The sequence below is a fragment of the Rickettsia endosymbiont of Culicoides newsteadi genome (assembly GCF_002259525.1).
GTDB lineage: Bacteria > Pseudomonadota > Alphaproteobacteria > Rickettsiales > Rickettsiaceae > Tisiphia.
The window spans coordinates 12,734-28,401 of the sequence record NZ_MWZE01000006.1; the positions used below are offsets into that span (position 1 = coordinate 12,734).

Sequence of the window (15,668 nt, forward strand, 5' to 3'; positions counted from 1 at the left end):
TTGTTATATCGAATTCAGGCTAAACTAGAGCTGATAAAATTTTTTAAGGAAAAATCTTTATGACAACAGGAATGACAAATTTTTATGGGCAATTAAGCAGTACTCAGCAATTTGATCAAATAAGAATCAATATTGCTAGTCCTGACCAAGTGCGTTCATGGTCTTTTGGTGAAGTGATGAAACCTGAGACGATAAATTATCGTACGTTCAAGCCAGAAAAAGAGGGATTATTCTGTGCTAGGATTTTTGGACCAGTAAAAGACTATGAATGTCTTTGTGGTAAATATAAGCGTATGAAATATCGTGGCATTACTTGTGAGAAATGCGGTGTTGAAGTTACTACATCTAGAGTTCGTCGAGAAAGAATGGGGCATATTGAACTAGCAGCACCAGTTGCTCATATATGGTTCTTGAAATCTCTACCATCAAGGATTAGTACCTTGCTAGATATGACCATGAAGGATTTGGAAAAAGTTCTGTATTTTGAAAGTTATGTAGTTGTTGATCCTGGGTTATCTGATCTACACAAAGGAGAGCTTTTATCAGAAGATAGTCTGCAAAAGGCACAAGATGAGTATGGAGGAGATAATTTTACGGCTTCTATTGGGGCGGAAGTAGTTCGCCAAATGCTTTCAGAACTTGATTTACCTGAATTAAAGAAGAAATTACAAGAGGATTTATCAAGTACCTCTTCAGAAATTAAAAAGAAGAAGATTGTCAAAAGACTTAAGTTAGTGGAAGATTTTCTGGAATCCGAAAATAAGCCAGAATGGATGATTATGACCGTTCTGCCAATTATTCCACCTGAGATTAGACCATTAGTTATGCTTGATGGAGGCAGATTTGCCACTTCTGATCTTAACGAACTTTATAGAAGAGTTATTAATAGAAATAATAGATTAAAAAGACTACTAGAACTAAAGGCACCGGATATTATCATCCGAAATGAAAAAAGGATGTTACAAGAATCAGTCGATGCATTATTCGATAATGGTCGTCGTGGTAAGGTAGTAAAAAATACTAATAAGCGTCCATTTAAGTCGCTTAGTGACATGTTAAAAGGTAAACAAGGTCGGCTTCGTCAGAATTTGCTGGGTAAAAGGGTAGATTATTCTGGTCGTTCCGTTATCGTTGTTGGACCAGAGCTTAAGCTGCATCAATGTGGGTTGCCAAAGACCATGGCTTTGGAATTATTCAAACCATTTATTTATTCAAAGCTTGAATTACATGGAATTGCTACCACTATAAAAGCTGCTAAAAAAATGGTTGAAGCTGAAAAACCAGAAGTATGGGATATTTTAGAAGACGTTATACGTGAACACCCGGTATTGCTTAATAGAGCACCAACTTTGCACCGTTTAGGTATCCAGGCTTTTGAACCTTTACTGATAGAAGGGAAAGCTATTCAGCTACATCCTTTAGTTTGTGCTGCGTTCAATGCTGACTTTGATGGTGACCAGATGGCAGTGCATATCCCTCTTTCAATCGAGGCACAGCTTGAAGCCAGGGTGCTTATGATGTCAACAAACAACATATTGAGTCCAGCAAATGGTCGTCCGATTATCGTACCTGATAAGGATATAGTACTGGGTCTTTATTATTTAACTATGGCTTTTGATAATGAGCCTGGTGAAGGAATGGTATTTGCCAAAATGTCAGAGGTTGAGCATGCTTTGTATAATAAGGTAATAACTATTCACTCGAAGATAAAATTTCGTCGCGATATGCTTAATGCTGCAGGGGAAGTTGTAGCAACTATGGTCGATACTACCCTTGGTAGATTAATTATTGGAGATTTATTACCTCGTAATTATAATGTTGGGTTTAAGTTTGTCAATAAAGCCATGACTAAAAAGGATATATCGGGGGTAATTGATTTGGTATATCGCCATTGTGGTCAAAAGTCTACGGTGATTTTTGCTGATCAGCTAATGAAACTTGGATTTAAATATGCTTGTTCCTCAGGTATTTCTTTTGGTATGGACGATATGGTTGTACCAAAATCAAAAGATACTCATATTAATGCAACATTGACTGAGGTCAAAGAGTTTGAACAACAATATTCTGATGGTCTGATTACCTATGGTGAGAAATACAATAAAGTAATTGATTCTTGGTCGAGATGTACTGATAAAGTAGCAAATGACATGATGAAAGAAATTGCTACGATGCCGGTTAATGATAAACCTAATCATCAAAAAGTAAATGCTATATATATGATGGCTACTTCAGGAGCAAGAGGATCAGCAGCACAGATTAAGCAGTTAGCCGGTATGCGTGGTTTGATGGCTAAACCATCAGGCGAGATTATTGAAACTCCTATTATTTCTAATTTCCGTGAAGGTCTTACGGTTCTTGAGTATTTTAATTCTACACATGGGGCACGTAAAGGTCTGGCGGATACAGCATTGAAAACCGCTAACTCTGGGTATTTAACTCGTAGATTAGTTGATGTTGCTCAAGATTGTATAATTACCGATGAAGATTGTCACACTACAAAAGGTATAGAAGTTAGAAGTATTATTGATGGTGGTGAAGTTATTGTATCACTGGCAGAGCAGATTTTAGGTAGAACAGTGGCAATTAACGTCTATCACCCAGTGACTAATATGCTATTACTATCAGCTGGAGAATTAATTAACGAAGCAAAATTAGAAGAAATCGAATCTTCTGGTCTAGATTCAGTGCTAGTACGATCTGTTTTAACATGTGAGATTCCTGACGGAATATGTGTAAAATGCTATGGTAGAGATCTAGCTACTGGTTCATTAGTTTCAGTAGGAGAAGCAATTGGAGTGATTGCCGCCCAGTCAATTGGTGAGCCAGGTACTCAGCTAACCATGAGAACTTTCCATATTGGAGGAGCTGCGACAAAAGGTGCTGAAGTATCATCAATAGAAGCTTCTCATGATGCAAAAGTGAAGATTCTAGGGCGTAATGTGGTTATTGATTCTGAAGGTCGTAGGATTGTAATGGGTCGTTCATGTGAGTTATTATTATTGGATAGTAACAATAATGAGAAAGCAAGGCATAAAGTACCGTATGGGGCAAGATTGATAGCTGATGATTCAGATAATGTAAAAAAGGCACAAAAATTAGTAGAGTGGGATCCATATACTATTCCAATTATTACCGAGAAATCTGGTAAAGTTGTATTCAAAGATATGGTAGAAGGGGTATCAATTCGTGATATTACTGATGAAGCAACTGGTATTTCTAGCAAAGTTATAGTTGAATCAAAACAATATTTACGTGGAGCAGAGTTACGTCCTCGTATCCAATTAGTTGATGAGAATGGAGAAACCATTATGTTATCCAATGGTTTAGAGGCTAGATACTATATACCAGTAAATGCTATTTTAAGTGTTGAAGATGGGGCTAAAGTATCAGTAGGAGATATCTTGTCACGTATTCCAAGGGAATCAACTAAAACCAAAGATATTACTGGTGGTCTTCCAAGGGTGGGCGAACTTGTTGAAGCTAGACGTCCAAAAGATCATGCCGTTATTGCAGAAATAGATGGTAGAGTTGAATTTGGTAAAGACTATAAGTCAAAAAGACGTATTATTATTCAGCCAAGTGAAGGTGGTATGCCAATTGAGTATATGGTACCAAAAGGCAAGCATGTTGTGGTTAATGAGGGTGATTTTGTTAAAAAAGGCGATATGTTAATTGATGGTAATCCAGTACTACAGGATATTTTAAAAGTAATGGGAGTGGAAGCTCTTACAAGTTATATGGTTGGAGAAATTCAAGCAGTATATCGTTTACAGGGTGTAAAAATTGACGATAAACATATCGAGGTAATAATCCGTCAGATGCTACAAAAAGTAGAGATAACCAATTCTGGTGATACGACATTAATGGTTGATGAGAAGATAGATCATCGCGAATTTGCTGAAATTAATGAAAAAGCTATTAAGAATGGTTTAAGACCGGCGGAAGCTCAGGTAATTCTGCAAGGTATTACTAAGGCATCGCTGCAAACTAGATCGTTTATTTCAGCGGCTTCTTTCCAAGAAACAACGAGAGTTTTAACGGAATCGGCTATAGCTGGAAGAGTTGATAAGTTACGTGGACTGAAAGAAAATGTCATAGTTGGTAGATTAGTGCCGGCAGGAACAGGCTTTTACATGAATAGGATGCGTAAACTTGCCGCTAGGTTAGATCAAGAAGAGATTAATTATCAAAAAACTTTAGAGAATTAATCTTATCTTTACTCTGTTTATAGTCAATTTTTGTCATTCCCGCGAAGGCGGGAATCTAGATACCTGCCTTCGCAGGTATGACACTTAGTTAAGCAGGGGTGACAAGAAAGCACGGAAATGATATATGGATTGCCACGCTCACATATGTTCGCTCACAATGACAAGTTATAGATTTATACGTCATTGCGAGAAAGACCGTAGGTCGACGAAGCAATCCACAAAAGTAACCAAAGATGGATTGCCACGCTCACATATGTTCGCTCGCAATGACAAGTTATAGATTTATACGTCATTGCGAGAAAGACCGTAGGTCGACGAAGCAATCCATATAGTCTTGATGTATCTATACTAATTCTCATGGATTGCTTCGTCGCTACTAAAGTAGCTCCTCGCAATGACGCTTAGCAGTCAGCTTTTTTACTCATCATAAGGAAATAAATAAAAAATTGTAGGGTACTATGCTCTATAACACTCATTGATGACTTCTTTTTGCCAATTATAATATTTATTTTTTTCGTATTCCTTACCTATGTTATATGGCGGTGATGTTATTATTAAATTTATACTGTTATCTGAAATCTGTTTTAATAATTTCATACAATCACCTTCAAATAGAATTGCTTGATTATTTAAATCAAAACTATTTTTTAAGATATTATGTTCTTGTTTTTGACAAGGCAATTTATTCACAAATTCACTAAAACTATAATTCTTTTCCTGTATTTCAGGTATTTTAATTGCTTCTTGTGTCATATTTTAGAAAATTAAAGTTTTATTAATATTCATCCTTATAGACTCCCCACAATATTTTTTTAGGTAGCCACCCAGTATAATTTTTACAACGCACTTGGCAATGATCTTTTTTGCATTTATTAAGTAAGCAACGGACTTGATTACTTACTTTTACAATAATTTTATTTTGATCATCAGGCACTTTAGTAAGTGCTACCAACTCTGGGCTTACCACAATCACCGATCTTTTACCGGATAATACGCTGGAATGCACCCAGCCACCTTCTCCTTTTATGTCCTGAATTTGCCTCCATTGTTCATATTCTGCAATAATTTCTACAGGTTCCCCTTTTTTAATAAATACCCATTCTATAGGGGCTCTTATCGTAGGACCAACTCTAGCATTTACCTCATTAGCCTTTATCGCGGCAAATCTAGGTATAGGTAACCTTTGATCATCGGCATTTGTTAGCAAAGGTATAGTGGCTAAAATAAGCCCAATCCAAATATATAGCCCCATATATAGTTTTTGTTGTAATAGTAGCAATAATTTGATCGCCATGAGTAACACACCTAGTATTTCTCTGAATCACTTTCTTCTAATTCATGCAATGCATCATCTCGCTTAGCTGTTACATAATTACCTGACCTAAATTGCCCTTTGATACGATTTATTTCATATTCACTCAAACCAATAAATTTTAGAATAGTTCCACCAAGCTGTAACCCAGTCTCATAATTTTCTGGGATGATTGTGGTTGCTCCAGCATCATAAAATTCTCTAGCATTTTGTAAATTTTTTAATCTTACAATAACCTCAAGATCTGGAAAATTACTTGAGATTGTTCGAAGAGATTTTTTGATAGTAACCTTATTATTCATTGTAAGCGCTAGAGCTAAAATCCTTTCTGCTCCGACGGCTTTTAACGTATCAATTTGTGATACATCTCCCCTAAAAACTGGAAATCCATTAGCTGTTTCTTCTTTGACAATTTCGTCATTAACATCTAATGCTATATAATTGATTCCTTCAGCTTCTAGCACTGATGCTACCATCTTACCAACACTACCAAAACCAGCAATTATTATATGATTTGTTAAATCTCTTGCCCCAAGTTCTATAATTTGTATTGGAGTTTTCCCAAGCTGCTTATCAAGTTTTTCAGCAAGTTTTCTACCTAAAATTGCTAGTAATGGAGTCAATGCCATGGTACATGTCACCACTAATAAAAGCACATTGGCAGTACTCTCTTCAATAACCCCAGTTTCTTTACCAAGACCAAATAAGATAAAAGCAAACTCTCCGCCTTGTGACAATAATAAACCGGCGTGCAATGCCACTCCCCGATTAAAACCAAATAAGATACAAAAGGCGGTAATAATTAATGTTTTTACCATGATCAAGGCAACAGTGCAAGTTAGGATAGTTGATATTTGAGCATATATTTCTTGTGCGTCGATATTCATACCAACGCTCATAAAGAATAGTCCTAACAATAAGCTTTTGAAAGGATATATACTTTCTTCCGCTTGCAATCGAAAATCTGTTTCTGCAACCAAAACCCCCGCAACAAAAGCTCCTAAAGCAAGTGATAGACCAAAATAGTTTGTTGCCCAAGCAGCAGACAAAACTACCAATAAAGTCATGGAAATTGGTAGCTCGTTTATATCACCATTTTCTGATGAAATGAACCCAAACAAAGGTCTTAGCAATACCCTACCTGCAACAAATATAGCAAATAGAGCTATAATAGCCTTAAGCAAAGCTATCCCTAGAGCTGATACTAAAGAAATTTTACTATCGCTAGCAAATAGCGGTACAATAACTAGCAGTGGTACAACTGCGAGGTCTTGTAATAACAAAATAGCTAGGGATATACGCCCGAGTTGAGTCGCTTGGCTACGGCTTTCTTCAATAACTTGCATAACAAGTGCCGTCGAGGATAAAGCAAGACCACCCCCAATAATAATTGCAGCACCACTATTACCGCTAATTAGAGCAACAGCAGCAGCAATTATTATAGCAGTTGTTAATACTTGCAGTGAGCCAAGACCAAATACATACCTCCTCATTACCTTTAATCTTTCAAAAGATAATTCCAAACCTATAGCAAAAAGCAAAAAAACTACTCCTAATTCTCCTAATAATTTTGTCTGATCATAGGTTACAATCCTGAATCCATTATCACCAATTACCGCTCCGGCAATTAAATATCCCAAAACAGGACTGAGATTAAGACGTTTCAGTATTGCTACAACAAATACACCAGTTCCTAATAAAATTATAATATTGATAAGAATATGTTCTTCCATTTACACCTTTTCTTTAGAAGTTATTTATATATAGTCAATTGATGAGAAGTTGGTGACATCATCATTCAATGCTTGCCTATTACTTATAGACACTGCCCCATCATTCCTAGCCCAAATTTTCCTGGATTGACTATACATTATTTTTTAACTACACTAAGTAGTTTTCAGTAAAAAATCTAATATTTTTAATTTATTTTTTTCCCCACATCTCTTCTAACTTAAAATGCTCTCTAGTTTCTGGGTAAAAAATATTCACTAATATATCTCCAACGTCTATTAACACCCATTCAGATTTTCCAAGCCCTTCAATATTAGTACTGATATTAGCTTGATTCTTTAGCTCTAAAGCTAAATATTCAGCAATTGCTCCGACATTTTTAGTTGAACGTCCGCTTGCAAGAATAATATATTCAGCTAAGGTGGTTTTTTGCTTTATATCTATTACAACTATATCTTCTGCTTTTTTTTCTTCTAAACATTTAACGACAAACTCTTTTAATAGTTCAATATTTTTTATCATAATTATCCTTTTGTTTTTTTCGAATCTAAGATGATGGCTTTTTTGTAAAGAATTAATTATTGCAGGCTATAAATTTTTGCTATATTCTGCATAAAAAGTTTAAAAAAATGGCAATATCTATTACAGAACTTGAAAAGATTATACGTTATAGTTTTCCAAATGCCAAAATAAAAATCATTGATCTAGCTGGGGATCAGGATCATTATTCCTTAGAAATACAAGATGATGCTTTTTGGGGAATCAGTCTCATTAATCAGCACAAGATGGTAAAAAAAGCTTTAGCAGAAATATTGGATAATAATAAATTACATGCTATCACTATCAAAACTATCAATTCTCCATTAAATAATTAGTTATCGTAAGTAGCCTCCTAGTATTTAAAAATTTAAAATTCGGTAGCACTTCCCAAGCTTTTATAATATAATGCAGCTAATGATAAATGTATATAGCAATAAATTAAGCATTCGTAGCTCAGCTGGATAGAGCGTTGCCCTCCGAAGGCAGAGGTCGTTGGTTCAAATCCAATCGAGTGCACCACATTCCCGCTTCGGTGCGGAATCTAACCCACAACTGTTGAAAGTTAGAAGAGGAAGCGGGTTTTAGACCGGGTAGTTTAAAAGTCGTATGTGGTCAACGTCATTGCGAGAAAGACCGTAGGTCGACGAAGCAATCCATAAAAGTAACCAAAGATGGATTGCCACGACCACTACGTGGTCTCGCAATGACAGAAAACCTATCTAAAACCGCTTCCTCTTCTAACTTTCAACAGTTGTGGAATCTAACCCCCTGCTTATGCAGGGTGACAACCATTGTCTTATATTTTATTCAAATCTGTAAAAAACTTGATTATCGAGTATAAAGTAATAGGTAAGCGACGAGTAACGACGTTACCAACTTCTCATCAATTGACTATAGCAGGAAGGGAATATGTTGAGGGAAGCTAAGATTAACAAATAAAATCTATACTTTATTCCTAAATAGGGTTACTATTTAGGTTCTTATTCCTAAATAGTAACCCTATGTATACAAGATATTTAAAATTGAACTTAAGTAACAGGCAAACAGCTTTTTTATGGGGAGCTAGGAAGGTAGGGAAATCAACTTATTTAAAAAGTCTGTATCCTAATTCGATATATTATGACCTATTAAAAACTGATCTATACATTAAGTATCTAAAACAACCTTCAAAATTTAGAGAAGAAATATTAGCATTAGATTTAGCTAAACTCACCTTTCCTATAATAGTAGATGAAGTACAAAAAGTTCCAGCATTACTTGATGAGATACATTGGCTTATAGAGAATAGTGATAGTTATTTCATTTTATGCGGTTCAAGTAGTAGAAAATTAAGAGCCTATGGTACAAATTTATTAGGTGGTAGAGCGATAAAATATAATTTCTATCCATTGATATATCCTGAAATACAGTCAGAATTTAATCTTCTAAAAATATTTAACAATGGCTTAGTTCCATCACATTTCATTAGTAATAATCCTCGTAAGTTACTAAAAGCTTATGTTGAGGATTATTTAACTAATGAGATTCGAGCTGAGGGATTAGTAAGAAATATAACTGCTTTTAGTAGATTTATAGATAGCACAGCCTTCTCTAGCGGTGAACTATTAAACTATTCTAACATAGCTCGGGATTGTTCTATTGATGCCAAAACAGTTAAAGAATATTACCAAATACTAGTTGATACTTTAGTAGGATATTTAGTTTATCCATATCAAAAGAAAATTAGTAGAGAAATTATATCATCTCACCCCAAATTTTATTTTTTTGATGTGGGAGTTGCAAATAGCATTAGTCAAAATCGTTTTGATAATATCAAAGGTTCAGAAGCAGGAAGAGCTTTAGAGCACTACGTATTTACTGAGTTACAAGCATATGTAAACCTAAATGATTTAGATCATCGTATAAATTATTGGCGTACTAAAACCGGTTTAGAAGTTGATTTTATAATTAGCACTATTACCAGCCAACCATTACCAATTGAAGTAAAAATATCTTCAAATGTCCACAAAACCGAATTAAAAGGTATAAAATCTTTTATGGAAGAACATCAAATAGATAAAGGTTATTTAGTTTGTTTAGAAGATACTTCTAGGAAGATAATTTGGGGTAATCAACAAATTAACATATTGCCAATAGAAGAATTTTTAACAAAATTATGGAATCATACGATTTTTAAGTCGTATTGGGGAAATATCCACTGAGGAAACAGTATAGTCAATTGAATTTATTTTAATTAGTAATCATAACTTATCTGATAATCCGCCATTTAGGGTTTTCAGTAGTTCAGTGATCTTAGCGACAGATAGTTTGGTTATTTTCGCTACTTCCTCAATATAACTGCCATTTTCTATCATCATTTTTATTAATTCAGCTTTACCTTCTTCTCTACCTCTGACTTCACCAATTTGGATACCTTCTTCTCTACCTTCTACTCTACCTTCTTCTTTGCCTTCCCTCCGTGCTTTCTTGAGAGTGTTAGCTTCAATACGTAGCCATTTCAGGTGTTCTTCATATGAATCACGTTCTTCTTTAGTGAAATTCATCACATCCAGAACTGTCAGGGCTTTTTTTAGGCTAGCATCATTTAACTCTTTAGGTAAATTATCTTTGTTCAGCAAATCATGTCTAGTTAAAAAAGTACTCCATCTATCAAGAGAGGTTTTTACCTTCTTTACTATGTCCGTCAGCTGTTCCTTCGGATTATTAGTAAACTTATTTAGCTCAATAGTATGCAATTCTAAATCTTTGAAATATAACAAACCACTATCTTTTTCTACTATATGAAACACATTATGATATTTATTTTCATGTAAAATAGAGGTAAAATTTAATATATGAATACCAATGGCTTTCGATAAAGTAGCATAATCCTCTGCATTCTTTAATTGCTCAGTATATAACTTTGCCCAATAATATAGAGCTCTTTTGTCATAATCATCCGCATCAGTAATTTGCATTTCGATATTAAATCTTTTGCCATCTTTTCCTTGAGCTTTAATATCTAAAATTGACAATTTATCGCTCTTGAAATTTTTTGGATTATATGGATTGAGAAGTTGTACTTCTGTTACTTGGTCTTCTCTAGATACAATCGAATTGATCAGCGAAATAAGCAAATCCTTATTCTCTTCAACTCCGAAGATTTTTTTAAAGGCAATATCAACCCTAGGACTAATATTTGACATAAATCTAACTCTATATTTATTTTTTACAAATGGTTATATCTATAAATATAGCAGATTTTTATGCTCCACTAATAGCTGTTTTCATTATTTTTGCGATATTTTATTTTTTTATTTCCTGATTCGGTACCTTACTTTACGTATGGCATTAAAAGTCACAGGAAAAACAACCTGACACTATTAGCGAGGAACCACTTTAGTGGCGCCGAAGCAATCCAATGAATGCGTAAAGTGAGTATAGTAGCAACAAAGCAAATCACCCATTTTTCGATACTTGTACTATAGCAGGTCTAAGTAACCTATCTTTTATCTTATATCCTGATTGCATAACCGCTATGACACTATCCTGATCATATTCCTCTGATACTATCTGTGAAATTGCATGATGTATATTGTAATCAAACTTTTCCCCTAATAATGGTTCTATTGATTCTAAACCGTGTTTTTGTAGTATACTAGTCAGCTCCCCCTTAGTCATCTCTACTCCAGTAATAATATTAGCTATATCCCCTTCCATATTTTGTGGCTTATGCTCCAAAGCTCTAGAAAGATTATCATTAACACTGAGCAAATCTTTAGCAAAAGAAAAAATTGCATAATCTCTTGCCTCTTCAATTGATTTTTCTAGGCGTTTCCTAGTATTATCAGATTCGGCTATTGTCCTTAGCAACTTATCCTGCAAAATCTCAATTTGGTTTTTTAAACTAGCAATCTCTTGCAAGCTATCTTGTAACATTATGGTATCATCGGAAAGCTGGTTTTCTACTTCATTATTTATTAGTTTCTCATCAGTGTCAGCACCAATTTCCTGATTATTATTGTTCTCTTGTTGTTTTTCCATATTTACAGCCTTTTTTCTTGCAAAAATCTACTTTCTTAACATATAGTGTAAATCTTTGTATTTTCAAGTCAATTTTAACTAAGTAATAACCTATGAGAGCTTTTGATAGAAAAAATAATCAATTACGTAACATTTCAATTGAACCTTCAGTTCTGCTTAATGCTGATGGTTCGTGTCTTGTTAAGTTTGGCAATACCCATGTAATATGTAGTGCAACCTATGAAACAAATGTTCCGCCATTTCTACGAGGGCAAAATCAAGGTTGGATAAGTGCTGAATATGGTATGTTACCACGTTCAACTCACCAGCGTATGAAGCGTGAATCAACGCAAGGAAAGCAGTCAGGTAGGACTCAGGAGATTCAAAGGCTAATTGGCAGATCGATGCGTACGGCAATTAATCTAAAAGCCTTGGGGGAAAAACAAATCATCCTTGATTGTGATGTAATTAATGCTGATGGCGGAACTAGAACAGCAGCAATTACTGGTAGCTATATTGCACTTCATTTAGCAATTAGAGCATTAATTGCTAGGAAGGTTATTAAAACTAACCCTTTAATTAGCCAAGTAGCAGCCATTTCATGTGGTATATATAAAGGGCAGCCAATAGTTGATCTTGATTATCTAGAAGATAGTAATGCTGAGGTAGATGCCAATTTTGTTTTTGCCGACAATGGAAATATAATAGAAATTCAAAGTACAGCTGAAAAAACCCCCTTTTCTGAAGAACAATTTTATGCTATGCTACAATTGGCAAGAAGTGCAACCTCTGATCTATTCAAGTTGCAAAATCAAATATTATTGAAGTAGCAAAAATTAATCTATCTAGATAAACAAAAGTTTACTATAGATAAATACTAATCGGATTAATTATTAGTTGTTTACTTTTTTATAAAAATACCTTAATATTTAGAAACATTAATTTTATAAAAAAAGCTTTATTTATGGTAAACTTACAAACCAAACTTAACTCATTAATGACTCAAAAAAATATCAATGCTATAGAGATAGAGAAAAAAACTGGATTAAGCAGAAATACTGTTTATAGCATTTTATATGGTAGTTCAAAAAATCCTAGTGCTACTAATTTACAATTAATTGCCAAAGCCTTAGATATTAATTTGGCAGCTCTTGTTGTTGATAGCGAAGTAAGCACTGAGGTGCTAACTGTTGATCAGATGAAAATTTTTAGCAAATCCACTAATTTAACCATTAATATGTTAGTTGAGAAGAATTTAAACTTTTCATTTGCTAATCTTACGGCTCTAATCAAAGAAGTATACGAATATGCTCTAAAAAAGCAGTCTGTTGATAATACATTTATAGATTGGATGATTGAGAAATATCACAAACCTTGATTTTTTCTTTGCCGATAAATTTTATCAACGATTGGTGATTATACAGCCTCCCGACTTCCGCAAAAAAATGTTGAAAGATGGGAAGAGAGGATATGGAGGAGCCATAGAGCTGAGAAATGATTTTTTCAGGCGGTCTGTTGTGCCTAGCGAGTAATTTATTGCTGACTTTGGTTTTTGTTATGATATAAATATATTATTACATATTAATTCTACAATTATCTACATGTACATACGTCGTAAAAAAACACCAAATAGTCCAAGGCAATCAATACAAGTGGTTGAAGGATACCGAGATAGCAAAGGTAATGTCAAACAACGTATTGTCCGACATTTAGGGGTATTCTTCGATGATGCAGAAGAAGCCAAATTAGTTGCATTAGCAGAGGATTTAATTGTAAAGATTAAAGCTGAACGGTCAGCAGCTTCCGGTCATGGTAGCTTCTTTGCTGATGATTGCTTAGCTAGCAAAAAAGGTCGCCCAGTCAAAAAGCAACTATCGGATATTATCCCTGTTAATCAAGTTAAATTAGACGAAATAGTTGAGACTGCTCGGCTTGTAGAAGGGGTGCATGAGGTAGGCGGATATGTTTACGATCAAATGGATTTCAACCAACTAATGCAACGTAAACGTGATTCTGAGATGCTTCGTGATTTGGTATTAGCCCGTATGGTAAAGCCGGATAGCAAGAGTGGTCTAGCACAATATTTAAGCGAACAATTTGACAAAAACCATGATTTAGACGCCATATATCGCATGATGGATAAATTGCAGGAGCAGATACCTAAAATTAAAGAATTATGCTTTAAAAATACCTTGGCTCTAATCCCCAACAAGCAGGTGAGTTTAGTGTTTTTTGATGTTACAACATTATATTTTGAATCAACAGAAGTCGATGAACTCCGGGCGTTTGGTTATAGTAAAGACCATCGCTTTAATACTACTCAATTAGTGCTGGCTCTTGCGACTAATGAAGATGGATTACCGCTTGGCTATGAGCTATTTAGTGGTAATACCGCCGAAGTTAAGACCCTATTGCAAGCTATTAATAGTTGGCAAAGTTTTTTAAAAGTTAAGGATGTATGCTTTATAGCTGACCGAGCAATGTTTAGTAAAGCTAATTTACAAGCTCTTGATGAGTCTGGTTATCGTTATATTGTAGCAGCAAAGTTAAAGTCACTGAAGAACGAGTTAAAGGAAAAGATTTTAGCGGAAGATAATTATGTACCTACTGTATTAGGCAATGATTTTGCGTGGATTGCTGAATTTGAGCATGAGGGCAAACGTTTGATCACTAGCTATAAAGCCAAGAGAGCGAGGAATGGTGCAAAAGAAAGGCAAAATATTTTGGATAAAATCAAAAAAACTATAGGTGAATCTGGAAGTACTAAAAAGCTTATTTCTAATAGTGGAGTTAAAAAATATACTTCAAGTGAGAATAATAAAAGTTATCTTGATGAAGATAAAATCCAACAAGATAGTGAATGGGATGGTTTACATGGAATAATCACCAACGATAAAAGCATTAATGCCAAAGAAGCGATTGGCAAATATGGCAGATTATGGGTAATTGAAGAACAATTTAGAATCAATAAGCATAATTTGCAAATGCGACCAATTTTTCATTGGACAAGTAAGAGAATTGAAGCACATATTGGTATGTGCTATATGAGTTTTGCTGTGCTTAAACAAATAGAATATAAAGTAGCACTTACCCAAAAAATCAGTATAACTAATATAGTTGAGTTGTTAATGGGAGTACAATCTTCAATTTTAAGGCACACAACAACAGGAGATTTGTATAGGCTACCAGGCAACATGAAAAATGATGTGAGGAAGATTTATAAAACCTTCAATCTTAAACGCTCAGATGCGGTAGAAATATATCTAAAATAAGCAAATAATGTTGTGCCTAAAAATCTACAACCCTTACAAACTAAGGTCTGCACGACTTTCTCTTAATAAAAACTGCGGAAGTAGGGGGCTTCCAGCATATAAAGTTACAAAACCTCCAGTGACTCCTAGAGTCCTATCTGTTACAAAGAAGCTAGCTCATAATAAGAATGAGAGGACTCGTTAAGTTTATGTATAGCTAACGTGTTTTTAATAAAATATAGGGCAATGGTTGTTATCCCTACGAAAGTAGGTATCTGAAAATGCCCTGAAGTATTATAGATTCCCGCCTACGCGAGAATGACAAATTTTGCGTTTAAAGATAGCTCTGCAAAAAACTTGATTATCGAGTATAAGTAATAGGCCTCGCTCCATCGCTCCTAACACCAAATCCTCCTGAATTAATGGTATGGACCTACCCTATATACAGAATGAGAAGCATATGCTAATCTTCTAGGATAGGAAATGAATCCTAAACAACAATAAGGAGGCCCATATGGAAGTTACCACAATTGGTATAGATATTGCAAAAAGAATTTTTCAAATTCACGGTGTAGATAAAAATGGTAAGACAATATTAAAGAAAAAATTAATGAGAGAGCAGGT

At 34.6% G+C, this 15,668-nt stretch carries 12 protein-coding genes, 1 tRNA gene and 1 pseudogene; 8 read left to right on the forward strand and 6 right to left on the reverse strand.

The genetic code is table 11. The annotated features are described in order from the left end of the window. Window positions 1-59 precede the first annotated feature (59 nt). Window positions 60-4,208 carry a DNA-directed RNA polymerase subunit beta' gene (rpoC, locus tag RiCNE_RS00925; RefSeq protein WP_410525736.1) on the forward strand — a complete coding sequence of 1,383 codons (4,149 nt, stop codon included), beginning with the start codon at window positions 60-62 and terminating at the stop codon, window positions 4,206-4,208. A 456-nt stretch (window positions 4,209-4,664) separates the two neighbouring features. Here rpoC and RiCNE_RS00930 read toward each other — a convergent pair whose 3' ends face one another. The 4 genes from RiCNE_RS00930 to rsfS all read right to left on the reverse strand — a co-directional run bounded on the left by RiCNE_RS00930 (window position 4,665) and on the right by rsfS (window position 7,773). Next, window positions 4,665-4,961 carry a DNA methyltransferase gene (locus tag RiCNE_RS00930; RefSeq protein ID WP_094648761.1) on the reverse strand — a complete coding sequence of 99 codons (297 nt, stop codon included), beginning with the start codon at window positions 4,959-4,961 and terminating at the stop codon, window positions 4,665-4,667. A 22-nt stretch (window positions 4,962-4,983) separates the two neighbouring features. After that, on the reverse strand, window positions 4,984-5,460 hold the full coding sequence (locus RiCNE_RS00935) for an SH3 domain-containing protein (protein ID WP_094648773.1): 477 nt from the start codon (window positions 5,458-5,460) through the stop codon (window positions 4,984-4,986). 53 nt (window positions 5,461-5,513) lie between these two features. Next, the gene (locus RiCNE_RS00940; protein ID WP_094648762.1) at window positions 5,514-7,253 is read right to left on the reverse strand and encodes a cation:proton antiporter domain-containing protein; all 1,740 of its coding nucleotides are present in this window, start codon (window positions 7,251-7,253) and stop codon (window positions 5,514-5,516) included. 190 nt (window positions 7,254-7,443) lie between these two features. Continuing rightward, a complete protein-coding gene (gene rsfS / locus RiCNE_RS00945) occupies window positions 7,444-7,773 on the reverse strand; it encodes a ribosome silencing factor (RefSeq protein ID WP_094648763.1) in 330 nt (109 codons plus the stop codon). Window positions 7,774-7,880: 107 nt separating this feature from the next. Between rsfS and RiCNE_RS00950 the strand changes: the two genes are divergently transcribed. The 3 genes from RiCNE_RS00950 to RiCNE_RS00960 all read left to right on the forward strand — a co-directional run bounded on the left by RiCNE_RS00950 (window position 7,881) and on the right by RiCNE_RS00960 (window position 9,992). Further along, on the forward strand, window positions 7,881-8,126 hold the full coding sequence (locus tag RiCNE_RS00950) for a BolA/IbaG family iron-sulfur metabolism protein (protein ID WP_094648774.1): 246 nt from the start codon (window positions 7,881-7,883) through the stop codon (window positions 8,124-8,126). Window positions 8,127-8,233: 107 nt separating this feature from the next. After that, a tRNA-Arg gene (locus tag RiCNE_RS00955) sits at window positions 8,234-8,310 on the forward strand. 482 nt (window positions 8,311-8,792) lie between these two features. Next, on the forward strand, window positions 8,793-9,992 hold the full coding sequence (locus RiCNE_RS00960) for an ATP-binding protein (protein ID WP_094648764.1): 1,200 nt from the start codon (window positions 8,793-8,795) through the stop codon (window positions 9,990-9,992). Between the two features lie 39 nt (window positions 9,993-10,031). Here the strand turns inward: RiCNE_RS00960 and RiCNE_RS00965 are convergent, their stop codons facing one another. Together RiCNE_RS00965 and grpE are read right to left on the reverse strand one after the other, a co-directional pair. Then, window positions 10,032-10,976, reverse strand: a complete 945-nt coding sequence (locus RiCNE_RS00965) for an Rpn family recombination-promoting nuclease/putative transposase (protein ID WP_094648765.1) — start codon at window positions 10,974-10,976, stop codon at window positions 10,032-10,034. A gap of 253 nt (window positions 10,977-11,229) precedes the next feature. Continuing rightward, on the reverse strand, window positions 11,230-11,814 hold the full coding sequence (grpE, locus tag RiCNE_RS00970) for a nucleotide exchange factor GrpE (RefSeq protein WP_094648766.1): 585 nt from the start codon (window positions 11,812-11,814) through the stop codon (window positions 11,230-11,232). A gap of 92 nt (window positions 11,815-11,906) precedes the next feature. Between grpE and rph the strand changes: the two genes are divergently transcribed. From rph to RiCNE_RS07890, 4 genes and pseudogenes are all read left to right on the forward strand, one after another. Beyond that, on the forward strand, window positions 11,907-12,623 hold the full coding sequence (gene rph, locus RiCNE_RS00975) for a ribonuclease PH (protein WP_094648767.1): 717 nt from the start codon (window positions 11,907-11,909) through the stop codon (window positions 12,621-12,623). Window positions 12,624-12,757: 134 nt separating this feature from the next. After that, entirely contained in the window at window positions 12,758-13,171 is a 414-nt protein-coding gene (locus tag RiCNE_RS00980) for a helix-turn-helix domain-containing protein (protein ID WP_094648768.1), read from the forward strand. A 223-nt stretch (window positions 13,172-13,394) separates the two neighbouring features. Continuing rightward, the gene (locus RiCNE_RS00985; RefSeq protein WP_094648769.1) at window positions 13,395-15,065 is read left to right on the forward strand and encodes an IS1634 family transposase; all 1,671 of its coding nucleotides are present in this window, start codon (window positions 13,395-13,397) and stop codon (window positions 15,063-15,065) included. Between the two features lie 493 nt (window positions 15,066-15,558). Further along, a pseudogene (locus RiCNE_RS07890) lies at window positions 15,559-15,668 on the forward strand (IS110 family transposase); the annotation flags it as partial.